The organism is Asanoa ishikariensis (assembly GCF_900107455.1).
Classification (GTDB): Bacteria; Actinomycetota; Actinomycetes; order Mycobacteriales; family Micromonosporaceae; genus Asanoa; species Asanoa ishikariensis.
This window is the reverse complement of the sequence record NZ_FNQB01000001.1, coordinates 1,819,927-1,844,996: the sequence shown is the minus strand read 5'-3', so window position 1 is coordinate 1,844,996 and position 25,070 is coordinate 1,819,927. Positions and strand designations below refer to the sequence as shown.

General features: G+C 71.3%; 18 protein-coding genes. 9 read left to right on the top strand and 9 right to left on the bottom strand.

Features of this window, described 5'->3' with window-relative positions:
- Positions 1 to 191: 191 nt before the first annotated feature.
- The 5 genes from BLV39_RS08670 to BLV39_RS08650 all read left to right on the top strand — a co-directional run bounded on the left by BLV39_RS08670 (position 192) and on the right by BLV39_RS08650 (position 6,362).
- Positions 192 to 1,538 carry an ABC transporter substrate-binding protein gene (locus tag BLV39_RS08670; protein ID WP_090789115.1) on the top strand — a complete coding sequence of 449 codons (1,347 nt, stop codon included), beginning with the start codon at positions 192 to 194 and terminating at the stop codon, positions 1,536 to 1,538.
- 86 nt (positions 1,539 to 1,624) lie between these two features.
- A complete protein-coding gene (locus BLV39_RS08665) occupies positions 1,625 to 2,683 on the top strand; it encodes a carbohydrate ABC transporter permease (protein ID WP_090789113.1) in 1,059 nt (352 codons plus the stop codon).
- A 2-nt stretch (positions 2,684 to 2,685) separates the two neighbouring features.
- Positions 2,686 to 3,651: a carbohydrate ABC transporter permease gene (locus BLV39_RS08660; protein WP_090789111.1), complete on the top strand. Its 966-nt coding sequence runs from the start codon at positions 2,686 to 2,688 to the stop codon at positions 3,649 to 3,651.
- 41 nt (positions 3,652 to 3,692) lie between these two features.
- Positions 3,693 to 4,715: a LacI family DNA-binding transcriptional regulator gene (locus BLV39_RS08655; RefSeq protein ID WP_090789109.1), complete on the top strand. Its 1,023-nt coding sequence runs from the start codon at positions 3,693 to 3,695 to the stop codon at positions 4,713 to 4,715.
- 36 nt (positions 4,716 to 4,751) lie between these two features.
- Positions 4,752 to 6,362: a glycoside hydrolase family 13 protein gene (locus BLV39_RS08650; protein ID WP_239084003.1), complete on the top strand. Its 1,611-nt coding sequence runs from the start codon at positions 4,752 to 4,754 to the stop codon at positions 6,360 to 6,362.
- Between the two features lie 251 nt (positions 6,363 to 6,613).
- Here BLV39_RS08650 and BLV39_RS08645 read toward each other — a convergent pair whose 3' ends face one another.
- Together BLV39_RS08645 and BLV39_RS08640 are read right to left on the bottom strand one after the other, a co-directional pair.
- Positions 6,614 to 8,053: an MFS transporter gene (locus BLV39_RS08645; protein ID WP_239084004.1), complete on the bottom strand. Its 1,440-nt coding sequence runs from the start codon at positions 8,051 to 8,053 to the stop codon at positions 6,614 to 6,616.
- 35 nt (positions 8,054 to 8,088) lie between these two features.
- Entirely contained in the window at positions 8,089 to 9,153 is a 1,065-nt protein-coding gene (locus tag BLV39_RS08640) for a LysR family transcriptional regulator (protein ID WP_090789106.1), read from the bottom strand.
- Between the two features lie 359 nt (positions 9,154 to 9,512).
- Here BLV39_RS08640 and BLV39_RS42205 point away from each other — a divergent pair, with 359 nt between their 5' ends.
- A complete protein-coding gene (locus BLV39_RS42205; protein WP_143049688.1) occupies positions 9,513 to 9,902 on the top strand; it encodes a hypothetical protein in 390 nt (129 codons plus the stop codon).
- Here the strand turns inward: BLV39_RS42205 and BLV39_RS08630 are convergent.
- The 3 genes from BLV39_RS08630 to xylA are packed head-to-tail and all read right to left on the bottom strand — an operon-like array spanning position 9,875 to position 16,816.
- Positions 9,875 to 14,170 carry an AAA domain-containing protein gene (locus BLV39_RS08630; protein ID WP_090789103.1) on the bottom strand — a complete coding sequence of 1,432 codons (4,296 nt, stop codon included), beginning with the start codon at positions 14,168 to 14,170 and terminating at the stop codon, positions 9,875 to 9,877. The genes BLV39_RS42205 and BLV39_RS08630 overlap by 28 nt on opposite strands.
- A 39-nt stretch (positions 14,171 to 14,209) precedes the next feature.
- Entirely contained in the window at positions 14,210 to 15,613 is a 1,404-nt protein-coding gene (gene xylB, locus BLV39_RS08625) for a xylulokinase (protein WP_090789101.1), read from the bottom strand.
- Between the two features lie 12 nt (positions 15,614 to 15,625).
- Positions 15,626 to 16,816, bottom strand: a complete 1,191-nt coding sequence (gene xylA, locus BLV39_RS08620; RefSeq protein ID WP_090789099.1) for a xylose isomerase — start codon at positions 16,814 to 16,816, stop codon at positions 15,626 to 15,628.
- An 88-nt stretch (positions 16,817 to 16,904) separates the two neighbouring features.
- Between xylA and BLV39_RS42870 the strand changes: the two genes are divergently transcribed.
- Positions 16,905 to 18,077: an ROK family transcriptional regulator gene (locus BLV39_RS42870; protein WP_239084005.1), complete on the top strand. Its 1,173-nt coding sequence runs from the start codon at positions 16,905 to 16,907 to the stop codon at positions 18,075 to 18,077.
- Here the strand turns inward: BLV39_RS42870 and BLV39_RS42865 are convergent.
- Positions 18,074 to 18,544: a MarR family winged helix-turn-helix transcriptional regulator gene (locus BLV39_RS42865; protein WP_176984815.1), complete on the bottom strand. Its 471-nt coding sequence runs from the start codon at positions 18,542 to 18,544 to the stop codon at positions 18,074 to 18,076. The genes BLV39_RS42870 and BLV39_RS42865 overlap by 4 nt on opposite strands.
- A gap of 56 nt (positions 18,545 to 18,600) precedes the next feature.
- Here BLV39_RS42865 and BLV39_RS08610 point away from each other — a divergent pair, with 56 nt between their 5' ends.
- Positions 18,601 to 19,740, top strand: coding sequence for a PP2C family protein-serine/threonine phosphatase (locus BLV39_RS08610; protein ID WP_090789097.1), 1,140 nt, complete (start codon positions 18,601 to 18,603; stop codon positions 19,738 to 19,740).
- On the opposite strand, the gene BLV39_RS08605 is transcribed toward BLV39_RS08610, so the two are convergent.
- The 3 genes from BLV39_RS08605 to BLV39_RS08595 form a co-directional block, all read right to left on the bottom strand.
- A complete protein-coding gene (locus BLV39_RS08605) occupies positions 19,734 to 21,239 on the bottom strand; it encodes a sugar transferase (protein WP_090791280.1) in 1,506 nt (501 codons plus the stop codon). The two genes, BLV39_RS08610 and BLV39_RS08605, sit on opposite strands and share 7 nt — an antisense overlap.
- 147 nt (positions 21,240 to 21,386) lie before the next feature.
- A complete protein-coding gene (locus tag BLV39_RS08600) occupies positions 21,387 to 23,135 on the bottom strand; it encodes a VWA domain-containing protein (RefSeq protein WP_090789095.1) in 1,749 nt (582 codons plus the stop codon).
- Between the two features lie 147 nt (positions 23,136 to 23,282).
- The gene (locus tag BLV39_RS08595) at positions 23,283 to 24,353 is read right to left on the bottom strand and encodes a lactonase family protein (RefSeq protein ID WP_090789093.1); all 1,071 of its coding nucleotides are present in this window, start codon (positions 24,351 to 24,353) and stop codon (positions 23,283 to 23,285) included.
- 66 nt (positions 24,354 to 24,419) lie between these two features.
- Here BLV39_RS08595 and BLV39_RS08590 point away from each other — a divergent pair, with 66 nt between their 5' ends.
- On the top strand, positions 24,420 to 25,070 hold the full coding sequence (locus BLV39_RS08590) for a GntR family transcriptional regulator (protein WP_239084006.1): 651 nt from the start codon (positions 24,420 to 24,422) through the stop codon (positions 25,068 to 25,070).

Genomic DNA, 25,070 nt, shown 5'->3' with positions numbered 1-25,070 from the left:
CAGACGGGCATGCCGTATTTGTCGGGGTCACAACGGTGCATTTCTTTCTGTAAGTTTCTCGATTGTTACAGCGTCGTGCCTTCCACGATCTGGACGGGCTTCCGTGCAAGCGCTTGCATGTGTGCACGCCCACATTCGACACCGGCAACCGGGCAGTCCGCCCGCGATCGTCGGCAAGGAAGGAGGACGGCATGGCGGTCTCCACCAGACCTCGCCAGGCCCTCGTGCTCGCCACCACCCTGGCGCTGGCCCTCAGCGCCGCCGCGTGCAGCGGCGACAGCGGTGACAGCGACAGCGGCAGCACCTCGGCAGAGTGCGCTGCGTTCGACGCATACACAGGCAATGACGGCACGACCGTTTCGATTTACTCGTCCATCCGTGACGCCGAGGCCGACCTCCTCGAGGAGTCCTGGAAGCAGTTCGAGGACTGCACCGGCATCACCATCAAATATGAGGGCAGCGGCGAGTTCGAAGCTCAGCTGCCGGTGAAGGTCGACGGCGGCAACGCCCCCGACATCGCGTTCGTCCCGCAGCCTGGCCTGCTCAAGCGCTTCGCCGACGCCGGCAAGCTCAAGGAGGCCTCCGCCGAGACCAAGACGATGGCCGAAGCCAACTACCCCAAGGAGTGGCTGGACTACGCGACCGTCGGCGGCAAGTTCTACGGCGCGCCGTTCGGCTCCAACGTGAAGTCCTTCGTCTGGTACTCGCCGAAGCTCTTCGCCGAGAAGGGCTGGAAGGTCCCCACCACGTGGGACGAGATGACGGCGCTGAGCGACACCATCGCGGGCGCGGGCATCAAGCCGTGGTGCGCGGGCATCGAGTCCGGTGACGCGACCGGTTGGCCGGCCACCGACTGGATCGAAGACGTGATGCTCCGCGACGCGGGCGCCGACGTCTACGACCAGTGGGTCGAGCACACCATCCCGTTCAACGACCCCAAGGTCGCCTCGGCGGTCGACCGGGTCGGCAAGATCCTGAAGGACCCGAAGTACGTCAACGGCGGCTTCGGTGACGTCAAGAGCATCACCTCGACGTCGTTCCAGGAGGCGGGCACGCCGATCCTGGAGAACAAGTGCACGATGTACCGGATGGCGTCGTTCTACGCCAACCAGTGGCCCGAGGGCACCAAGGTCGCGGAAGACGGCGACGTGTTCGCCTTCTACCTGCCGGCCGTGGACCCGGCCAAGGGCAAGCCGGTCCTCGGCGGTGGCGAGTTCACCGTCGCGTTCGCCGACCGTCCCGAGGTCCAGAAGGTGCAGACCTACCTGGCTTCCGGCGAGGCCGCCAACACCCGCGCCAAGCTCGGCAACTGGGTGTCGGCGAACAACAAGCTGGACATCGCCAACGTCGAGAACCCGATCGACAAGTTGGCCGTGGAGATCCTCCAGGACAAGAGCGCCGTCTTCCGCTTCGACGGTTCCGACCTGATGCCCGCCGCCGTCGGCGCCGGGACGTTCTGGAAGGGCATGGTCGAGTGGATCAACGGCAAGAGCACCACTGAGGTGCTCAACCAGATCGAGGGCTCCTGGCCCAAGTAATCCGCTGACGGTGGCCGGCCCGCAAGGGCCGGCCACCGCTTCGGTTCACCCCCCGTTTGTACCAAGCTCACATCCCTGGAGGGCGGATGGAGTTCGAAGACTTCGCGCCGAAGCTGTCGATGCTGCTGTACGGCGTGATCGCGTTCGTGGTGGTCATCGGCGGACTGCTGCTGCTGCTCGACGTCGTGCCCAACTACTTCGCCCGACGCCGGGAGGCGGCCCTCATCGCCGCCTCGGTCAGCACGTCCGACGGGCCCGCGCCGCCGGTGAGCCGCCGCCTGCGCAAGCCCGGTGAAGGCCTGCTCGGCATCGCGTTCCTGATCCCCGCCCTCCTGCTGCTGCTCATCGGCCTGGTCATCCCGGCGATCCGCACGATCATCCTGTCGCTGTTCAACGGCGACAGCACCGAGTTCGTGGGGCTGAGCAACTACGGCTGGATCTTCCAAGAGAACGACATCATCCGGGTACTGACCAACACGCTCGGCTGGGTCATCCTGGTGCCGCTGTTGGCGACCGGCGTCGGCCTGCTCTACGCGGTGATGGTCGACCGGGCCAGGTTCGAGGCGGTCGCCAAGTCGCTGATCTTCCTGCCGATGGCGATCTCGTTCGTCGGCGCCGGCATCATCTGGAAGTTCGTCTACGCGTACCGCGGTGAGGGCGACCAGATCGGCCTGCTCAACTGGCTCTGGACCACCCTAGGCGGCGAGCCGCAGCAGTTCCTGAACAACGCGCCGTGGAACACGTTCCTGCTGATCGTCGTGATGGTCTGGATCCAGGCCGGTTTCGCGATGGTCATCCTGTCGGCGGCCATCAAGGCGATCCCGGCCGACATCGTCGAAGCCGCCCGCCTCGACGGGGTCACGCCGTGGCAGATGTTCTGGCGCGTCACGCTGCCGAGCATCCGGCCCTCGCTGATCGTCGTGGTGGTCACCATCACGATCGCGACGCTGAAGGTCTTCGACATCGTCCGGACGATGACCAACGGCAACTTCGACACCAACGTGGTCGCGCTCGAGATGTACAACCAGGCGTTCCGCTACCAGGAGAACGGCCAGGGCTCCGCGCTCGCCGTCTTCCTGTTCATCCTGGTCATCCCGATCGTCATCTTCCAGATCCGTAACCTGCGCCGCCAGCGGGAGGTTTGAGAATGACTACTACGACCCCCGTGCTCGCCGGCGAGGCCGTCGAGGAGCAGCCGCCGCGCACCGCGGCCGGCCGGGTGCGCAAGCGCCTCAACAGCCGCACGGCGACGACCGTCTCGATCGTCATCGCGCTGCTGTGGACCGTGCCGACCTTCGGACTGCTGCTCTCGTCGTTCCGGCCGGAAGACGACATCAAGCAGACGGGCTGGTGGACCTTCTTCACCAACCCGCAGCTCACGTTCGAGAACTACAACGAGGTCCTCTTCGGACGGTCGTCGTCGTCGGGACAGTTGGCGCAGTACTTCGTCAACTCGATCGTGATCACGATCCCCTCGGTGCTGTTCCCGATCGCGCTCGCCGCGCTCGCCGCGTACGCGCTGTCCTGGATCAAGTTCCGTGGGCGCGACTGGCTCTACATCGGCATCTTCGCTCTGCAGATCGTGCCGCTGCAGATGGCGCTCGTGCCGCTGCTCAGCTTCTTCTCCCGGGGCGTCTCGGTGGGCGGCGTCACCCTGATGCCCGCCTGGGATCTCGCCGACGAGCAGAAGTTCATCCAGGTCTGGTTCGCACACACCTGTTTCGCACTGCCGTTCGCGATCTTCCTGCTCCACAACTTCGTCTCCCAGCTCCCGAACGAGCTGATGGAGGCGGCCCGGGTCGACGGCGCGGGCCACTCGAAGATCTTCCGGAGCATCGTGCTGCCGCTGATCACCCCGGCGCTCGCGTCGCTGGCGATCTTCCAGTTCCTCTGGGTCTGGAACGACCTGCTGGTCGCGCTGATCTTCGCGGGTGGCACACGAGATACGGCGCCACTGACGGTGCGGTTGGCCGAGTTGGCCGGCACCCGGGGCGGCGAATGGCAACGGTTGACGTCCGGCGCGTTCGTGTCGATCGTCGTACCACTGATCGTCTTCCTGTCCCTGCAGCGCTACTTCGTCCGGGGACTGTTGACCGGCAGCGTAAAGGGCTGATTCTTGCCGCGACCGTCCTTCGACGCGCGAGGTGACGGACCATGACGAGGATCGACGACGTGGCCCGGCTGGCGGGCGTCTCCACCGCCACCGTGTCCCGGGCACTGCGCGGCCTACCCACGGTCTCGCAGACGACCCGGGAGCGGGTGCTGGAGGCGGCCGCCAAGCTGGGCTACATCGCCTCACCCAGCGCCTCCCGGCTGGCCGGCGGCAAGACCCGGGCGGTCGCCGTGGTGGTTCCCCGGATCACGCCATGGTTCTTCAGCACCGTCGTCGAAGCCGCCGAGGAACGGCTGCACCGGGCCGGCTACGACCTGCTGCTGTTCAACCTCGGCGGCAGCGAGCACGCCCGGCAGCGGCTGCTCTACACGAGCACGCTGCACAAGCGGGTCGACGCGTTGATGCTGGTGGCGACGCCGCTGGCCGAGCGCGACTTCGCCGCCGTGATCGGGCTCGCGCTGCCCGGCGTGACGGTCAGCGCCGGCACACCCGTGCCGGGCTGGCCGAGCGTGCGGATCGACGACGTGCGAACGGCCCAGGCGGCGACGGAGTACCTGCTCTCGCTCGGCCACCGGCGGATCGCCCACATCTCCGGTGACCCGTCCGACGAGCTGGCCATCTCCACCCACCTCGACCGCCGGCAGGGCTATCAGCAGCGGCTGCGGGCGCACGGCGTCGATCCCGACCCGGCGCTCGACATCGAGGCCACCTTCACCATCGCGGGCGGCACCCGGGCCACCGCCGAGCTCTTGCGTCGCGGGGAGCCGCCGACGGCGATCTTCGCCGCGTCCGACGAGATGGCGATGGGCGCGATCGCGGCCCTGCGCTCGGCGGGGCTGCGGGTCCCTCAGGACGTCAGCGTGATCGGGGTCGACGACCACGACGTCTCCGGTGTGGTCGGGCTCACGACGGTCGCGCAGCCGGCCGCCGACCAGGGCCGGATCGCGGCGGAAACACTGCTCGGCCCGCTGCGCGGCAACGTCAACGGCTATGGTGACCGCTCCGTGGTGCTGCCCACGAAGCTGGTGGTCCGCGACTCGACCGCGCCGCCCCGGGCACACTAGGAATTCCTGCAGGTACGAGTCCCTTTGGAGCACCCCGTGAAGTGGTGGCGCGATGCCGTCATCTACCAGGTCTACCCCCGGTCGTTCGCCGACTCCGACGGGGACGGCATCGGTGACCTGCCGGGCGTCGTCAGCCGCCTCGACCACCTCGCCGAGCTCGGTGTCGACGCGGTCTGGTTGTCGCCGTTCTACCCCTCGCCGCAGGCCGACGCGGGCTACGACGTGGCTGACTACCGCGACGTCGACCCGATCTTCGGCCGGCTCGCCGACGCCGACAAGCTGATCACCGAGGCGCACGCCCGCCGCCTGCGGGTGATCGTCGACCTCGTGCCGAACCACACCTCGTCGCGGCACGTGTGGTTCGCGGCCGCCCTGGCCGCCGCGCCGGGCAGCCGGGAGCGAGACCGCTACATCTTCCGCGACGGCAAGGCCGACGGTGGGCCGCCGAACAGTTGGCAGAGCGTGTTCGGCGGTGGGGCGTGGACCCAGGTCGCCGACGGCCAGTGGTACCTGCACCTGTTCGACACCGGGCAGCCGGACCTCAACTGGGACAACCCTGAGGTACGCGCCGAGTTCGAGGACATCCTGCGGTTCTGGCTCGACCGCGGCGTCGACGGCTTCCGGGTCGACGTGGCGCACGGGCTGGTCAAGCAGGCCGACCTGGCCGACTGGCACCTGCCGATGGTGCCGCTGACCGGGCCGGGCACCGAGGGCGCGCCGCGTCCGCCGATGTGGGACCAGGACGGCGTGCACGAGATCTACCGCCGCTGGCGCAAGATCCTGGACGGCTACGAGGGCGAGCGGATCCTGGTCGCCGAGGCGTGGGTGCAGCCGGCCGAGCGCCTGGCCGCCTATGTCCGGCCCGACGAGATGCACCAGGCGTTCAACTTCGAGTACCTGGAAGCCTCGTGGACCGCGGCCGACCAACGGTCGGTGATCGAGCGGTCGCTGGCGGCCGGCGCGGCCGTCGACGCACCCACCACCTGGGTGTTGTCGAACCACGACGTGGTCCGGCACGCCTCCCGGCTCGCCCTGCCGGTCGGCGCGCCCCGGCCGAACGGCATCGCCGCCGGCGACCCGCAGCCCGATGCCGCGCTGGGCCTGCGCCGGGCCCGGGCGGCCAGCCTGCTGATGCTGGCGCTGCCCGGCTCGGCCTACGTCTACCAGGGCGAGGAGCTCGGCCTTCCCGAGCACACCACGCTGCCCAACGAGGCCCGCCAGGACCCGACCTGGTTCCGCACCGGCGGCGAGTCGGTCGGGCGGGACGGCTGCCGGGTGCCGATCCCGTGGGAGGCGGACGCGCCCTCGTACGGCTTCGGCCCGTCGGACAAGAGCTGGCTGCCGCAGCCGCCGGTCTTCGGGGAGCTCGCGCTGGACCGCCAGCGCGGCGTGCCGGGTTCGACTTACGAGCTCTACCGATCGGCCCTGCGGCTGCGCCGCGAACACGGCCTGGGGTACGGCGCTCTGTCGTGGGTGCCCGGCGCGGCCGACGTGGTGGCCTTCCAGACCGACAACCTGCTGGTCCTGACCAACTTCGGCCCGAACCCGGCCGAGCTGCCGGCCGGCGCCGAGGTCCTGCTGGCCAGCGAGCCGGTCGCGGGCCGCGAGGTCCCGACGGACGTCACTGTCTGGGCCCGCCTGCCGTAACGGTCCACGACCTCCGGGCGGCCACCGTCTCGTCGAGATGGTGGCCGCACCACCGGCCTGTCCCCCGGCCACCGCCGTGCGAGTCGCGTCGTACGTGGTTTGGCGTGTGCCTACATGCCAAAGCACGTATGCGTTTGGGGGGTAGGCGCGGCCAGCCGCGGACCTGGCAGCGCAGCGAAGCGGAGCGGTCTCTGGCGGGAGCGACGGTCGCGCCCCACGCGAGCCCGAGTCAGCGGGATCGTGCTTCAGATTTAGCGCCGCGTGTGGTCCGGGCTGTCGTCGATGGGGGTTTTGGCGGTTACTTCGGCCCGGTCGGCGAGCAGTTTGTGCAGGCCCTTGATGTCCTTCGGTGAGGTGCGGGAGGCCAGCCAGTACATGATGCCGGTGGGGACGAAGAAGAGCTGGAACGCGGCGAGGCCGACGGAGTAGTTCAGCGGCGACGGATAGCGCGACGCCAGCAGTGCGAACGCCACCGGGATCAGGCCGTTGCCGGCCGCCCGGCCGATTCCGTTGGTCAGGTTGCCGAGGCTGTAAACGGTGCCGCGGTACTCCGGCGGGTTGATGTCCGCGATCAGTGCGAACCAGTTCGGCGAGTTGGCCGAGGTCAGCGCCAGCGCGATGATCGCGATCAGGAAGGTGATCCCGACGCTGGGCTCGGTGACCACGCTGCCCAGGGCCGAGAGCACCACCTGGCCGGTGCCGGCGTCGGTGGGCACATCGATCTTGAACGGCAGGAAGAACAGGACCACGTAGAGCGGCACCGCGGCCAGGACGCCGACCGAGGCCACCAGCGCCCGGCCGCGCAGGGTGCGCCGTTGCAGCTTGTCGCCGAGCAGGCCGCCGAGGATCGACAGCGCGCCGCCGAGCTGGAACATCGTGGCGAAGATGCTGCCCACGACGATCGCGGTGTTCTCCGGGTAGCCCTGGTCGATCGCGCGCTCCCGGAACAGCACCGGCAGCCAGACCAGTGAGCCGAACGCGATCTGGGCGGGCAGGCCCTGGAGGATCAGCCAGACGTTGGTACGCCGATGGATGATCGCGGGCAGGCTCTTGAGGCTGATCCGGTAGTCGTACTCGTGGCCCTCGGCGATCGTTCCGGCGAGCTCGGGATCGCTCTGGCCGCGCCGGATGTCGTAGGTGAAGAAGTAGGCGACGGTGGCTACCAGGCCGACCACGCTCAGCACGATGAACGGGCGGCGCCAGTCGGCCGCGCCGAGGATGCCGCCGAGCGCGGTGCCGAAGAACGTGCCGATGCCCTGGGAGAGCCCCCAGAGGCTCATCACCAGGCCCCGGCGCCTGGGCTTGATCAGGTCGCTGACCACCGAGAAGCCGACCGAGCTGACCGCGCCGAGGCCGACCGCGGCGGCGATCTGGGACACGAAGAAGAGCAGGTACGTGCCGGCCACCGCGCTGCCGGTCATGCCTGCCGCCCAGAGCAGCGTGCCGATCATCAGGAGCGGCTTGCGGTTGCCGCGGTCGCCGTAGTACGCCCAGGCGACCGAGGCGATGGCGCTGACCAGGAACGACGTCGCCGTCACGGTGCCGACCAGGCCCAGCGGGACGTCGAACGAGTCCGCGATCGACCCGTAGAGCGGCGGCACCAGGCCGACCGCCACGTTGTCGAGCGAGGCCAGAACGATGAACACCACGACGCTGTAGATCCGGTGCACCCGGCCCCCGGTGGTGGTCACTCCGGGAGGCTACATCGGTGGCCTGTCCCAGCGATCTAGCTTCGTTGGGTCGGGATGGGTGTGGCGGATGTGAGGGGCGCGCCGGAGATCCGGTGCGCGCCGCGGTCGAGGTGGGCGACACCGGCCCGGAGCGCCTCGATCACCGGGCGCAGCTCGGACTGATGCGCGTCGCGCACGGTCACGCAGGTCTCCATCCGCAGCGGGGCGGTGCCGGCCTGGATCGGGACCCACTTGAACCGGTCGGCGTCGCCACCGCCGAACATCATGCCGGCCTTGTACGGCAGCGCGACGTCGGAGGGCACCACCAGGATCCGGCCACGGCGGCGGCCCGGCCGGTGGTGCTCACTGCGCAGCCGGATCACGCTCGTGGCGGTCTCGTAGGTCTCCATGGCGACCCGCCGGGCCGGGTCCGGGTCGGGGATGCCGGCCGCGGTGATCGCGTCTTCGAGCACCCGCCGGGCCCGCACGTCGCGGGGCTGGAGGAACGCCTCGTAGTCACTGACGAGCTCGGCCAGGGTGAGCCGGTCGTCCGGGAAGTCGCGGTCGATCATCGCCTCGAGGCGCGCCTCGTAGAGCCGGGTCGACCGCAACCCGGGCCGCCGCACCGACGGGCCGATGATCAGGTGGAACTCGTTGCGCAGCAGGCGGTCGACCGGGTCGCCGTAGAACTGGTGCTCGGCCCGGTTGTGCTGGGGCAGATATTCGACCCGGAGCTTGTCGGCGGCGTCTGCCGCACGCAGGCGGTCCTCGGCGAGCGCGACGAACTGGGTGTGGTGCGGCCCGCAGGCCAGTGTCCAGATGGTCGGTGCGGCGGCCGCCGCGCCGATCCGCTCGTGGAGCGCGACGACCTGGCGGGCGATCTGCAGCACGCGTTCGCCGGCCGTGGTCAGCAGGTAGCGGCGGTCGACGTTGCGGCGCACCACGGGCTCGCCGACGTGTCCCTCGATCTTGGCGATCCGGTGCTGGACCGACTGACGGCTGTATCCACCGTGGAACCCGGCCATCCGGCGGGCGGCGTCCTCATAGGAACGCTCCTCGGCGAGCGCGATGAACGCCCGGAAGTCCCACTCGTCCAGTGGTTTCGGGCGTTGTTTTGACATCCGTTCAACGTAACGTCGCTCGACGGAGACCAAAAGTGTCACATTGACGATACCGACTGCACATGGTGGTCGCGGACGACTCGTCACGCAGGGAAATCGCTCTCCTGCTAAACTATGATCTGCGTCACTAGCTGCACTATTACTGCTTCAACTTTATGCGGATTTATCGGGCGCAGACCACGTTACGTTCCGTCGAACATTACCCAGCGCGAATCTCATGCAAGCGCACGTTGCAGTTGCCCAGAGACCTGCCGGTCGGGGTACGCCGTCCGACGGTCCAAAAGGGAGTAGAAAGACAGAGCGGCTGCTCCGCTGGTGTCGGAGCAGCCGCGACTTGTCCGACCGGTCGAGGAGCCGACATGTCCCGGGTCAGCGAGAGCGTTGCGAAATGCCCTCCCCTGCTTCGACGTTGGCGCCGTGCGCTCCGCGCTCCCTACGGAGCCTCACACAACGACGCGGCGGGCAACGCACTTCGCGTACGTCGTCCGTGGGCACTGCGGGTCGCGCCCGAGCCGGTGCCGGCGCCCCCGGCTCATCTCGACAGCGCGATCTCCGAAGTGCACGCGGCCCGGGTCGCGATGCGCAACGCCCTGCTCGCGCTCGACCAGGCACTCGGCGACGGTGAGCAGTTCGACGCGGCGTTCCGGCGGCTCGTCGACACCGAGATCAGCGGCACTCGCGAAGAGGCGGCCATCCTCAGCGCGCTGTTGGCCACCGCGGATCAGACGGGCCCGCCCGCCGCCGCCTGAACGGGCCGGACGGGTGCGAGGCCGAGCTCTTCGGCGCGGACCCAGACCGCTTCCATCGCCTGATCCGGGTCGCGGTGGAAGAGGCTCGCCCGCAGGCGGACGAAGACGCAGTTGCCGACCCGCTCCAGCACCGCCTGCCGGCGCAGCTCGGCCGCGAACGCCGGCGCGCCGCGGTAACGGTCGTCGCAGGCGATCGCCAGGCGCCGGCCGTCGGGGGCGTTGACCACGAAGTCGATCTCGTACGCGCCGAGCCGGAACCGCGGAACCGGGTGCAACCCCGCGGCGGTCAGGCGGCTCCACACCTCGCGAGTGAACTCGGTTTCGAGCACCCGCGCGTCCGCCGGCTCCGGTGCGGGCGCCGGGCGGGTCGCGTAGGAGAGCAGCAGCGCCCGGGCGTCGTCCGGGTTGAGCTCGCCGGCGCGCACCGAGTGGAAGACGAAGAGCTGGTCCCGGGCCCGGGACGCGGCGACGTTGACGCGGCGGTGGTAGTCGCGCTTGGTGAACGCGCCGATCGTGCCGTCGGCCCCGGCGACCACCGTGGACACGAGCACCACGTCGCGCTCGTCGCCCTGGAACGTGTAGGCGTCGCCGACCCGCAGCGACCGCCGTTCGAGCTCGTCGGTGCCGAGCTCCGCGCGCAGCCGGTGTTGCAGGTAGTCGGCCTGGCCGCTGGTGGAGAGCAGGCTGACCACGCCGATCGTCTTGCCCCGGTACGCCGGGTCGGCCACGATCTGCGTCACCCTGGCCACCAGCGCCTCGGCCTCGGCGACGTTGACCTCGCCGTACTCCGGCAGGCTCTGGCGACGGCCGTCCGGCACGTAGTGGGCGCTGACCGCCACGCCCAGCCCGGCCGGCCGGTCGGCGCGCAGCGGCTGGATCTTCCCGTCGTAGTAGGTCTCGCTGGAGAACCGGATGATCGCCGGCACGCTGCGGAAGTGCTCGGTGAGCAGGATCCGCTGCGGCGAGCGGCGCACCGCGTGGTCGTAGAGGCTGCTCTCGGTGTCGAAGTGCACCGCGGACGGCATGCCGGCCGGTGTCAGGTGCGTGCCGATCAGCGCGTTGACCCGGTCGGCGGGCAGGCCGACCAACTGCGGGCCGATCTGCTGGTCGTCGCCGACGACCACGGCGCGGTGGGCCAGGCTGAGCACCGGCAGCGCGAAGATGTCGGCCTGCGAGGCCTCGTCGACGACCACCACGTCGAAGATCGGACCGGCGCCGGGGAACTGCTCCAACGCCCGGTCGACCGACATGATCCACACCGGCACGGCGGTGGCCGCCTCGGCCATCGCCCGCTGCGCGGCGGCCTGCCAGTGTGCGGCGGTCTTGCCGGTGCCCTTGCCGATCTTGCGGAGTGCGGCGGTCCAGTCGGCCAGCGCCGCCTTGCGCCGGTCGTCGAGGGTGCGGGCCACCTCGAGCCAGGCCGAGCCGACCACCAGCTCGCCGGTCAGCCGGCGCTCCTGGTCGCGGGCGCGCTCCAGGCGCCGGGAGAGCTCACCGTCGCCGACGCCGCCGGTCACCTCGTCGAACCAGGTCTGCGCCTGCCGCCACGACCAGGCCCGCAGCGCCGCCTCGCCGCCGTCGGGAGCCACGCCGCGCTCGTACGCGCCGGCCCAGCCGGGTGCGAGCTCGGCCAGCCGGGCGTGCAGGGCGGCGTAGCGGGTGGCATCCGGCCGGAGGCTCCACAACCGACGGATCTCCGCGACCGCGCCGTTCCAGGCCACGGCGTCTTCCGCGGCCCAGGCGGCGGCCAGTGCACGGAGCACCGGCGGCGCGCCGGGCGCGGCGGTGGCCTGGGCCAGCCATCCGGCCATCGCTTGGTGCGACGCCTCGATCCGGTCGACGGTGAACACCGCCGAAGCCGCCTCGGCCAGGTCGGCGAGCTCGGCCAGCTCCGCCGGGTCGACGGCGCGGGGACAGGCCGGCACGAGCACGGCCAGGTTGGCGCGCAAGGCTGGCCAGCGGCGGCTCTCCCAGTCGAGCGCGTCTAGGGCCTCGGCGAGGAGTTGGCCGGCCCACAGCTCCGGCTCGCCACCGTGCTGCCCCGGCGTCGGCGCACCCAGGCGGGTGGACCATTCGGCCCAGCGGCCGGCGAGCCGCGCCCGCAGTTGCTCCCGCTCCACCCAGGCGACCAGCAGGTCGACGTCGGCGACCGTGCGCGGCTGCTCGTCGTCGACCCGGCAGTCGGCGAGCAGCTTGGCCAGGTCGCCGTGGGTGAGCCGGCGGACCGGCTTGCCTGCGGCGAACCGCTCACGGACCTGGCCGAGTTGGGCGAGCAGCCGGCGGGGTTGGCCGGCGTGCTCGGCGCCGAGCTCCAGGTGGTGGCCGGACAGTGCCGCGGTGCGCCGGCCCAGCTCGCCCAGCATCGAGCGGCTCGCCGTCACCTGCTCGTCCCAGACCGTCTGCCAGCTCGGCTCGCGGATCAGTTGGCCGAGCCGGTCGGTCCAACTGCCGGCCCGCCGGGCCAGCGTCTCGGCCGCCGCGCGCAGCGCCCCGGCCAGCTCGTCGACACCGTCCGGGCCGAGCCGGCGGGCACCGTCGGCGTCGACGCCCCGGTCGCGGGCCTGCTCGACCACCTTGCCGGCGTCGCCGAGCGCCGCCCGCTGGGCCGCCACCGCCTCGCCGGAGGGCAGCGTGCCGTCGGCCGGCAGGTCGGCCAGCGCGTGTGCCCGGTCAGCGGGCGAGATCGCCCGCGCCAGGTCGCCGAGCAGGCCGAACTCCCCCGCTGTCAGCGGCGCCGGCAGGCTCGGCGGCACCGGGTCGGGCACGATGCCGTCGGCGCGCGTGCGGCGCAGCCACTCACCGACCTCGGCGGGTGAGGAGAGCACGCCGCGGATCGGGTACGTGGTCGCCTCCCGCTCGGCCACCGCCAGCAGCTCGTCGCGGGCCGCCGCGAACCGGCCGTGCGCGGCGTCGATCTCGTCGGTGGTGCGGGCGACCTCGGCGGCCGCCACCGGGCGGTCCAGCGTGGCGGCGCGGTCGGAGAGCTCGCGGGCCGCGATCTGCAACTGGACGAGCTGGTCGGCCGAACGCCCGAGGACGGCCAGGCACAGCGGCTGGATCTCGGCGGGGAGCCCGTCCCGGAGCACCCGCAGCGGGTCTTCCTTCTGCGCGAGGACCAGCACCCGCTTGCCGTGCGCGACCAGGTGGCAGATCAGGTTGCGGATGGTGTGCGTCTTGCCGGTGCCGGGCGGGCCCTGCACGGCCACCGTCCGGTGCGCGGCCAGCCGCGCCGCGATCGACTCCTGCGCGTCGTTGGTCGCCATCGGCATGAGCAGCCGCTCGCCGGTGCGCACCCAGGCGTCCGGGTCGTCGTCGGGCATCCGCAGCACGCTCGGCTCGTGCGCCAGGATGCCGGCCAGCGCGCCGACCGCGCCGCCGCCCGGCGCGGCCAGGCGGTCGCGCTCGGCCTCCAGGAACCGGCGGACCATCCGCTGGCGCGGGCGCAGGAAGAGCACGCCGGTGTCGTGCACGTGCGGCTCGTCCAGCGGGTCGGGGCCGAACCGCAGCGTCGGCTCGAAACCCAGCCGGCGCAGCGCCCGGCCGGCGAACTCCTGGCGCTCGGCCGCGTCCCACGGGTCGATCTCCACCTGGCCACCCGGCGCGGCGAGGTCGAGCAGGTCACCGACCCGGCGGTTGTCGAGGCCGCCGAGCGCGTCGACCTGGAGCCGCGCCGGACCCTGCGGGTGCACGGTGACCGTCGTGGTCTCCGGGTCGTAGTCGATCGCGACCGGGGTGGCCAACAGCGGGTAGCGGACCGGCTCGCCGCCGACCGGGGCGTCGAGGATCGCGTGCCCCCAGACCAGCTCGACCCGTGCCGAGTCGACGTCGACGCGGTAGCGCAGGTCGTAGAGGCGGTCGTGCAGCGCCCGGGCGGCGACGGCGCCGCGGTGGGAGGTCGCCCACGGTCGCCACTGCTCGTCGAGCCACGTCGTGAACACGGCCGTGCGGGTCTCGTCGTGGTCGCCCGGGAGGGTCGGCGGGTGGTCGGGCGTGAGGTCCCAGGCCAGGTGGCGCAGCAGCGCGTTCGGGATCGACGGCGCGGCCGGCAGGACCGGACGACCGACCCGCAGCCAGCCGCCGCCGGGTTGCCGCGGGCCGAGCTCCACCGCCGGGTGCGTGGGCAGGTCGTGCTGCCAGAACGCGTCGCCGGCCGGCACCGCGCGGACCGGCTTGTCCAGCAGCGCCCGCACGGCGAGCAGGTACTCCGCGAGCGCTACGGCACGCTCGCGGATCTCGTGTGGCGCGTCGGCGCCCTCCTGCTGCTCCATCGCTGTCCGACGGTAACGCGGTGGGGCCAGTGTGACTATTTAAGCCACGGGACGATCGTGCACCAGTTCGCGGACGGCGGCGTACTGCTCACGGATCGCCGGCACCGGACGGGCGCCGTAGCTCTCGCTCCGGCCGGTCGCCCAGGCGGGCGGTGCCGGCTGATCCGAGATGGCCCACGCGGCCTGGCGGGCGGCGCCGTCGGCGACGTACTCGCCGGGCTCGGGCACCACGACGCCGCAGCCGAAGACCTCGGGAGCGATCCGCCGGACCGCCTCGCTGCGCGCGCCGCCGCCGATCAGGATCACCCGATTGACCGCGGCGCCCTCGGCGATGAGTGCGTCGAGGCCGTCGGCGAGTGCGCAGAGCATGCCTTCGACCGCGGCCCGGGCGAAGTGCGCCGGCGTCGAGGTCTTCAGGGTCAGCCCGTGCACCGCACCGGTCGACAGCGGCCGGTTCGGGGTCCGCTCGCCCTCCAGGTAGGGCACCATGACCAGGCCGTCGGCACCGGACGGCACCTGGCCGGCCAGTTCGGCGAGTTGGCTGTGCGTCACGCCGAGCATCGCCGCCGCGGCGTCGAGCACCCGGGCGGCGTTGAGCGTGCAGACCAGCGGCAGGAAGCGGCCCGTGGCGTCGGCGAAGCCGGCCACGATGCCACTCGGGTCGGCGGCGGGCAGGTCGGCCACGCTGAACACCGTGCCGGACGTGCCGATCGAGACGACCACGTCGCCGGGCTGGGCGCCGACGCCGAGTGCGGCCGCCGCGTTGTCGCCGGTGCCCGGGCCGAGCACGGCTCCGCTGGGCAGCCGGCCGGCGTGGCCGGTGGGCGCCAGCACGGTCGGCACCTGGGGCTCCCGGCCGAACGCGAGCGACAGCAGGTCGGGGCGGTAGACGCCGGTGGCCGGCGACCAGTAGCCGGTGCCGCTGGCGTCACCGCGGTCGGTGCGCAGGTCGGCGATGGCGCCGGTGCCGCCCAGCCGCCAAGTCAGCCAGTCGTGCGGTAGGCAGACGGCGGCCGTGCGGTCGGCGTTGGCCGGCTCGTGCTCGGCCAGCCAGCGCAGCTTGGTGATGGTAAAGCTGGCCACCGGGACCGAGCCGACCGCGTCGGCCCAGGCCTTCGGGCCACCGAGCTCGGTGGTCAGGTCGGAAGCGGCCTGCGCCGAGCGGGTGTCGTTCCACAGCAGGGCGGGGCGGACCACCTCGCCCTGCTCGTCGAGACAGACCATGCCGTGCTGCTGGCCGCCGACCGCGACCGCGGCCACGTCGTCGAGCCCGCCGGCCTGGCGGCTGGCCTCGCTCAGGGCGCGCCACCACGCGTCCGGATGCACCTCGGTGCCCTCCGGATGCGTGGCGCGCCCCTCGCGGACCAGCGCGCCGGTGTCGGCATCGCGGATCACTACCTTGCACGACTGCGTGGACGAGTCGATGCCGGCGACCAGCGGCATGGTCAGTCTCCCTTAGCCCCGGGCGCCGAGCAGGTGCTCGACGGCCAACTGGTTGAGGCGGACAAAGCCGAAGCCCTTCTCGGCGACGGCGTCGGCGTCGAAGTCCTCGTACGACGCGCGGTCGGCCAGGAAGTCGGTGTAGCTCTCGCCGGTGCCCAGTGTCGGCTGGCTGAGCTCGCCGACCTTGCTGGCGGCCAGCGCCTCCTGGACCTCGGGGTCGGCCCGGAAGGCCTGCGCCCGCTCCTTGAGCAGCAGGTACATCCGCATGTTGGCGGCCGCCGAGGCCCACACGCCGTCGAAGTCCTCGGTGCGCGAGGGCTTGTAGTCGAAGTGCCGGGGGCCGGTGTAGCTCGGGCCGCCGCCGGGCGCGCCGTGCTCGATCAGGTCGACCAGGGAGAACGCGTTGGTCAGGTCACCGTGGCCGAAGACCAGGTCCTGGTCGTACTTGATGCCGCGCTGGCCGTTGAGGTCGAGGTGGAAGAGCTTGCCGTGCCACAGCGCCTGGGCGATGCCGTGCGCGTAGTTGAGCCCGGCCATCTGCTCGTGCCCGACCTCGGGGTTGAGACCGACCAGGTCGGCGTGCTCGAGGCTGGAGATGAAGGCGATCGCGTGGCCGACCGTCGGCAGCAGGATGTCGCCGCGCGGCTCGTTGGGCTTGGGCTCCAGGGCGAAGCGGAGGCCGAAACCGCGGTCGATCGAGTACTGCGCCAGGAAGTCGACGCTCTCGCGGTAGCGGTCGAGGGCCGCCTGCACGTCCTTGGCCGAGTCGTATTCGGAACCCTCGCGGCCGCCCCACATCACGTAGGTCTCCGCGCCGAGCTCGGCAGCCAGCTCCATGTTGCGCATGACCTTGCGCAGCGCGAACCGGCGTACGTCGCGGTCGTTGCTCGTGAAGCCGCCGTCCTTGAACACCGGGTGGGTGAACAGGTTCGTGGTCACCATCGGCACCACGATGCCGGTCTCGTCGAGCGCCTTGCGGAACCGGGCGATGTGCTCGGCGCGGCTGGCGTCGTCGGAGCCGAACGGGATCACGTCGTCGTCGTGGAACGTCACACCGTAGGCGCCGAGGTCGGAGAGCCGGTGAACGGACTCCACCGGGTCCAGCGGCGGCCGGGTGGCGTCGCCGAACGGGTCGCGGGCCTGCCAGCCGACGGTCCAGAGACCAAACGAGAACTTGTCGGCGCGGGTGGGATCGGCTGCCATCCTGGGCCTCCTCCGAAAGTGCGCACCATAGGCGCGGAATTTGTTTAGCGGTTGAATTATTTGACTGAGTCGTGGCAGTGTCAAGGGTGTGAACGGCGGATCACCGGTACGCCAGGCCAGCGTGCGGGCGCACAACCTGGCCCTGGTGCTCGGTCAGGTGGCCGCCGCGCATCGACCTCCGTCGCGCGCTGACCTGGCCGCGAGCACCGGGCTGACCCGGGCCACCGTCTCCGCGCTGGTCGACGATCTGGTCGTCGGCGGCCTGCTGGCCGAGGTGGGTCCCGCGCCGCGGGCCGGCGCCGGGCGACCGGCGGCCGGGCTGGTCCTGCACGCGTACGGCCCGGCCGGGCTCGGCTTGGAGATCAACGTCGACTACCTGGCCGGCTGCGTCGTCGACCTCACCGGCACGGTGCGGCACCGGGCTGTGCTGCATGGTGACCAGCGCCCGGTCTCCCCGACCGAGGTGCTCACGGCGGTGGCGGGCCTCGGCGCGCGGTTACGGGCCGAAGCTTTGGCGGCGGGACGCGTCGTCGCCGGCGCCGCGCTCGCCGTGCCGGGGCTGGTCTCCGGCACCGGCCTGGTGCACCGCGCCCCCAACCTGGCCTGGCACGACGTCGACGCGGCGGGGACGCTGGCCGGCGGACCCCTGGGCGACCTGCCGGTGACCATCGACAACGAGGCCAACCTGGCCGCCCTGGCCGAGCTGCACGCCGGCGGGCAGGGCCTGGACAGCTTCGTCTACGTCTCCGGCGAGATCGGCATCGGCGCGGGCATCGTGCTGCACCGCGACCTGTTCCGCGGCGCCCGGGGCTGGAGCGGCGAGCTCGGCCACGTCTGCGTCCACCCCGACGGCCCACGCTGCCGGTGCGGCGCGCTCGGTTGCCTGGAGCAGTACGCCGGTCAGGAGGCGCTGCTGCGCGACCTGCCCGCCGGCGAGGCGGGCCTGGCCCGGCTGCGCGCCGACACGGACCTGGCCGCGCACCGGCTGCCCGCGGCGGGCACGTCGCTCGGCGTCGCGCTGGCCGGTGTGGTCAACATGCTCGACGTCGACACGGTGGTGCTGGGCGGGATCTTCGGACCGCTGGCGCCCTGGCTGGCACCGGCCGTCGAGGCTGAGCTGTCCCGGCGGGTGCTCACCTCGGCCTGGTCACCGATGACGGTGCGGGCGTCGGCTTTGGGACCGGCCGCGGCCGCGGTCGGTGCCGCCGGTGCGGTGGTCCGCGACATCCTCGCCGAGCCCGCGGAGTGGGTCCGGACCTAGGCGGTCAACGACTCCGACGCGGGCTTGGCCATCGCGTCGCTGAACTCGCTCAGGCCGCGCAGCAGTGCCTGCCGGGCGGCCGGGCTCATCTGGGCCAGTGCCTCGCTGAGCCGGCGGCGGCGTTCGGCGCGGAGCTCCTCCAGCAGCCGGTGGCCGACCTTGGTGAGGTGCAACGCGATCTCGCGGCGGTCGGTGCGCCCGGGGAAGCGCTCGATCATGCCGGCGGCGACCAACCGGTCGCAGAGCCGACTGGCCGAAGAAAGGATCATGCCCAGGCTTCCCGCGAGACCACGCAAATTGATGCCGTCTAACTCCTCGACCACGAGCATCGCGCGTAACTGTGACCCCGAGACGCGATCAGCGGCACCTTCGCGAGCCGCGTCCCACACGGACAGCAACGCCTCTGCCGCGCTGTCGACAGCGGCAGCCTGAGCGGCTACGTCGGAGGACGCATGGTGATCGGCCATGGTGGGAAAACCCTACCCCGACGGCAGGCGCCGCCACCTCGCCGAGGGGACCAGCGATGAACGAACGGTTAGTCGATGTCGAACGCGCGCTGTCGCAATCCGAAGCCGACGCGATCGTGGAACGGCTCGGCGACCAGCTCGAAAAGCACTACGGGATCACAGAGGTGGACCTCCTGCTGGTCGACTACCGGCTCGCCGCCCTGCTGCCGCTGGACGGCGGCGAGGCGGTGACCCGGCCCGGCGACCCGGCCTGGCGGAGCTTCGACCACCAGTCGGAGGTTTACGACGACCCAGTCCTGTTCCTGCCGGTAACCATGCGCGGTGACCGGATCGGGGTCCTGCGGCTGGCGCCGGTGGCCGACGACGACGACTCGGCCCGGGCCGAGCTCGCGGACCTGGCCAACCATGTCGCGCACGAGGTCGCGGCGGTGCGCGGCAGCACCGACCGCTACCTGGTCGCCGCCCGCGCCCGCCGGCTGACCCTGGCCGCCGAGATGCAGTGGGAGCTGCTGCCCGGACGCAGCCGGTCCCGTCCGTCGTTCGCGCTGGCCGGGCAACTCGAACCGGCGTACGCGGTGCGTGGCGACAGCTTCGACTGGGCCGACGACGGGCACCGGCTCTGGCTGTCCGCGGTGAACGGCTCCGGCGAGGGCGTCGCCGCCGCGACGCTGACCACTCTGGCGACCTTCGCCCTGCGCAACGCCCGCCGCGGCGGGTTGGACCTGGCCGACCAGGCCGCGCTGGCCGACCAGGCGGTCTACGCGCACTACCGGGGCGAGCAGCACCTGGCCGCGCTGCTGCTGGAGGTCGACCTGGCCAGCGGGGTGGTCACCGCGGTGGACGCCGGCTCACCTCAGCTCCTGTTGCTGCGGGGCGACGAGGTCAGCGACGTCGAGCTCGAGGCCCAGCTCCCGCTCGGCATGTTCGACGGCACCATCTACCGGCCGCAGACCTTCGAGCTGGAGGTCGGCGACCGGATGTTCGTGATCAGCGACGGCGTGTACGACGCGCTGGACCAGGCCGGCAGCCGGTACGGCGAGAGCGCGCTGACCAAGTTCGTCCGGCGCAGCCGCCACCGGTCTCCGTTGGACGCCGTGCGCGCGCTGCTCGGCGAGCTGCGCGCGCACGTGTCGTCCGATTTGGCCGACGACGCGGTGGTCGTCTGCCTCGACTGGAACGGCCCGAAGGCTCAGTAAGCGCCCCGACTGGCGATGACCGCTCCGACCGTCTTCCACAGGATGGCCAGGTCGGCGGTCAGGCTCCAGTTCTCCACGTAGTAGAGGTCGAGCCGGATGCCGTCCTCCCACGTCAGGTCGGAGCGCCCGCTGACCTGCCAGAGCCCCGTGATGCCCGGCTTGACCAGCAGCCGGCGGGCCACGTCGCCGTCGTAACGGGCGACCTCACGGGGCAGCGGCGGGCGCGGCCCGACCAGGCTCATCTGGCCGAGCAGCACGTTGGCCAACTGGGGCAGCTCGTCGAGCGAGAAGCGCCGGAGGAACCGGCCGACCCGGGTCACCCGCGGGTCGTCGCGCATCTTGAACATCAGCCCGTCGGTCTCGTTGCGGGCCTTGAGCTGCGCGAGGACCTCTTCGGCGTTGACCACCATGGTGCGGAACTTGAAGACGGAGAACTCCTTGCCGGACATGCCCACCCGGGTCTGCCGGAAGAACACCGGGCCGCGGCCGTCGAGCTTGATGGCGATCGCGATGGCCAACAGCAGCGGTGCGGCCAGGGTCAGCGCGACCAGCGCGGCGGCCCGGTCGAAGAAGCCCTTGACCAGCTTGCGGCCGCCACGGAACTCGGGCGCCTCGACGTGGATCAGCGGCAGACCCGCGACCGGCCTGGTGTGGATCCGCGGGCCGGCCACGTCGGTCAGCGCGGGCGCCAGCACCATGTCGACGCCGGTGCCCTCGAGCTGCCAGCCGAGCCGGCGCAGCCGGATCGCGGTCAGCTCGACCGAGGTGGTGACCGCCACGGTGTCGACGCCGGTCGACTCGACCGCCTCCAGCACGGTGCGGAACGACCCGACCACCGGCACGTCACCGAGCCGTTGCGGCACCGGCGCGATCAACGCGTCGGGAATGCACGCCCCGACCACGTGGTAACCGGCGTAGGGCTCGCGGCGCAGCGTGGCGACGAGCTCGTTGATGTGCACGGCGTCGCCGACCACGAGCACCTGGCGGGACCAGGACGCGTCCCGCCGGCGGGCGTGGTGCAGCCACTTGCGCGCGGCGTAGCGGCCCAGCACCAGGCCGACGAGGCCCAGCGAGAAGGTCAGCGCCAGGAACCAGCGTGCGACGCCGAGGTCGACCACGTAGCCGACGATGGCGATGGCGCCGGCCAGCCGGATGGTCGCGGCGGCGACCCGCCGGTATTCGTCGACGCCGTAGCCCATCAGCCGGGCGTCGTAGCTGCGCATCAACTTGAGCGAGAGCAGCCAGACCAGGCCGAGGCCGACCATGATGATGGCGTACGGCACGGAGTCGCGAGGTGCGCCGCCGCCGAAGCCCTTGGACAGCTCACCGAACCGCACCATGTAGCCGCCGACCATCGCCAGGGTGACCATCGCGATGTCGACCAGAAAAACGGCGCGCACGTATGCGCGTAAACGGGCCCGCACCAACGCCGCGTCGACGGCGTGGCGCCCGTTGTCCGGGCGCGTGGAAGCGGGGTTAACCAGCGTCGCCGACGGCACCAAGCCCTCCCCAGCTCATGGGTGTCGACGCACCGGAGAGCGGTGCCTGGACATCTTCACCCATCCCCCGCCCTGGGGTGGAGCTGGGACGGAAAACCGTCACTTACTTGACGGCAGCCGTTAGCCAGGCTAACGACTGCCGGCTCGTCAGTTGGTGTTGGGCCGCCTGGAGATGGCCTGCAGGAAGATCTCGCCGATCTTCGCCGGGTCCTTCGCGACGAACACGCCGCCGCCGGTGACCTTGGTGATCTGGTCCAGCGGACCGCGGTTCACCTCGTCACCGAGCCCGATGATGATCAGCTGCACCGGCTTCGACTTATCCTTGATCGAGTTGAGCTCTCTGAGCAGCCCGGCCTGGCTGATGCCACCGTCCGGGTCGTCGTTGCCGATGCCGTCGGTCAGCATGACGATCGAGTTGACCCGACCGCTCTGCCAGCCCTTCTGCACGTTCTTGTAGGCGGCGAGGATCGTGTCGTACAGACCGGTGTCGCCGCCCTTCTTGGGCTGGATCGCACCGAGCTGGCCGAGCAGCGCGGACCGGCCGCTGGACACCGGCTGGATCGGCACCAGCTCCTTGTAGTCCTTGCCGCCGCCCAGGTTGCTGGAGAAGACCCAGAGGCCGACCGCCCAGTCGTCGCTGAACAGCCCGAGACCACGGGTCGCCGCCTGTTGGGTGAGCTTCATCCGGGTGGCGTTGCCGGCGCTGGGCACCTTGCCGCCCATCGTGCCGGAGATGTCGATGACGGCAAGCATCCGGGCGGGCAGCGTGACCGCTGTCCAGGTGGCGAGCGTCGTGTTGACCACGGCCGGGTCGGCGCTGCCGGCCGCCGTGCCGCCGGAGTCGGCGGACTTGGTCACCTGCGGGGTGCCGGCCGGGCTCGGCGCGCCGGCCGGAGCCTCGAAGCCGTCGCCCCAGGTGCCGTCGGCGGCACGCAGGTGCTGGGCACCGAGGTCGTTCTTGAAGTCCTTGGCGGTCAGCACGCGGAACAGGCCCTCGGCCGCCTTGGCCTTCATCGGGTCGGTGCCGGGCATCACCGCGTACGGGTAGTCCAGCGACGTCGGCGCCGGCTCGAGGTAAAGAGCGGCCAGCGGGATCGGCGGCTTCGTCGAGTTGTACTGGACGACGTCTTCCTCGGACAGCGGCGCGACGGACAGCGCCTGCGCGATGCTGGCGGGGTCGGTCGAACGCGGGAACTTGGCCAGCAGGTCCTCGCGGAGCGCCGACTTGCCGGAGGCGAGCGCGCGGAGCACCGCGGTCTGCGCCGACTGCGCCTGGGCGCCCAGCGTGCCCGCCTGGGCGCCGAGCGCCAGCAGGCCGGACAGGCCGGCGGCGTCGCGCGTCGGCTCGACGATGCCGGGCTTGATCGAGGTGCCAGTGGTGAGCTGGCCGAGCAGGTCGAGCCAACTGATCTTCTTCTGCGGCCAGCCGATCTGCTGTGCCACCGGCTCGGGCATGGCGACGACCACCGGGCTGCGGGCGATCGACTGACCGTTGCTCGGCGAGAAGCCCTGAGCCGCGCTCGTCAGCCGCAGCAGCCAGGTCGACGAGTCCGGCACCCAGACGTCCGGCATCGTGGCGGTGCCGTTGGCGAGCCCGACGCCCGCCAGTGCGACGCCGTGCTTACCGGCGACCACCGCGGCGACGTCGACGGGCTCCTGCTGGACCACGTTGACCGCGACGCAGACGCCGTCGGCTTGAGCGCCGCCGTCGACCCACGCCTTCGCGGCTTTCTCGATGGCGGGCGCTATCTCGCTCGCCGCCGCGACGTTCAACTTCGCCTCACCCGAACATCCGGGTTGGGATACCTGTCGGTAACCGAAGTAAACGCCAACGGAAACGAGCACTAGCGCCATCGCGGCAGCGATGACGCCAGCGCCGCGGAGCTTCATTCGCATGCGATGCCGGCCAGACACCCGACCATCTTGCGTACAGGAAGGCATCTGCGACAGGTACGTTCGGCTTAAAGTTACGCAGGAGCAACGAACTTATCGGTTATCGTCACTTCCTGTGATCGCAATACTCCGCCGAGTTCGCTAAATCGCTTAGTCAGCAACCTTTTTCGCGGATCCCGAAATGACGGTCTCGCGTGGAGGTAACACACAAGTCGGACTTGGGACCGGAACAGGCGAGTCGACCATCGTCGGCACACCGGTCCGCGGATCGACCGCGAACACCGACACAGAGTCACCGAGTTGGTTCGCGATGTAGAGGTGATCGCCGGCCAGCGCCAGATGCCGCGGCCAACGACCGCCGCAGTCGATCTCGGTGACCAACCTCGGCGCGGCACCGTCCAACGCGAACACCGACACCGTGTCGACGCCGCGGGTCGCGACGTAGAGGTAGCGCCCGTCGCTGCGGCAGGCGATCTCCGAAGGGAACTTCTCGCCGGAGCGGGTGCTCGCCTCCAGCCGGTTGCGCTGGCGCCACTCCGTGCCGTCAAGTTCGAAGCTCGTGACCATCGCGTCCAGCTCACCGGTCAGATAGGCCCGGCGGCCGTCCGGGTGACGGGCGATGTGCCGCGGCCCGGTAGCCGGTGCGAGCCGCATCGGGTCGCCGGCGGGCACCAGCCGCTCGCCGTCGATCCGATAGGGATAGAGGCCGTCGGTGCCCAGGTCGACCGCGACGAGCGGTCCACCCGTCGGGTCGATCGAGATCATGTGCAGGTGCGGCCCGGCCTGCCGGTCCCGATCGGGTCCGTGCCCTTCGTGGACGACCAGGTCGGTCCGCTCGCCGACGACACCGGTCATCGGGTCCAGCGGGTGCAGTGAGATCGAGCCGCTCGCGTAGTTGGCGGCGAGCAGGTGCCAGCCGTCGGTGGTGACCGCGACGTGGCACGGCTCGGCGCCGCCGGTTTCCGCCCGCCCGTGCGGCCGCAGCGGGCCGGCACCGTCGACCGCCCAGCCGGTGACCTCGCCCTCGGCGAGCTCGTTGGCGGCGTAGAGCACGGGCAGGGTCGGATGCCAGGTCAGGAACGACGGCGACGGGGTACGCGCGACCACGTCACCCGGCGTCAACCGGCCCGAGCCCGGGTCGCGGGTGGCCGCGATGATCCCCTCGCCCGTACCGCCGGATTCCTTCGTGTAGCAGCCGAGGTAGACGATCTCGTCGGTCACGCGTTGATCCAATCACCGCGACCGGCATGCTGCGGCCCGCCTGCAAATCCTATAGGATCTTTGATCGTGCAGCCCGCCCGACGGATCACCCTCACCGACGACGTCTACGCCGCCGTGCAGGCGCTGATCATGGACCACGAGGTGCAGCCCGGCGCCCGGATCAACATCGACGCGCTGGCTCGCCGGTTGGCCGTCTCGCCGACCCCGGTTCGCGAGGCGCTGGCCCGCCTCGAGTCCGACGGCCTGGTCAGCAAGACGCCGCTGGTCGGCTACGCGGCGACGCCGCTGCTGACCCGCGCCCAGTTCGAGGAGTTGGTCGAGATGCGGCTGGTCCTCGAACCCGCCGCCGCCGCCAAGGCCGCCGGCGCCGGCCTCGACGCTGTTGAGCTGGCCGGCCTGCGCGGCGCGGCGGACCTGCCCGGGCCGGATGGCCCCGACGCGATCGCGGCGTTCACCGCGCAGGATGCCCGCTTCCACCACACCCTGGCCGAGCTGTCCGGCAACCGGATGCTGCACGACGCGGTCGTCCGGCTGCGCGCCCACCTGCACCTGTTCCGCCTGCACTTCCCCACCGCGCACTACGGCGTCAGCGCGAGCGAGCACCACCGGATCGTCGACGCGGTCGGTGCCGCCGACGCCGACGCGGCCGCCGAAGCGACGCGCGCCCACCTCACGGCGGCACGCGACCGCCACCTGCCCTTCTTCGAGAGCCGGTAA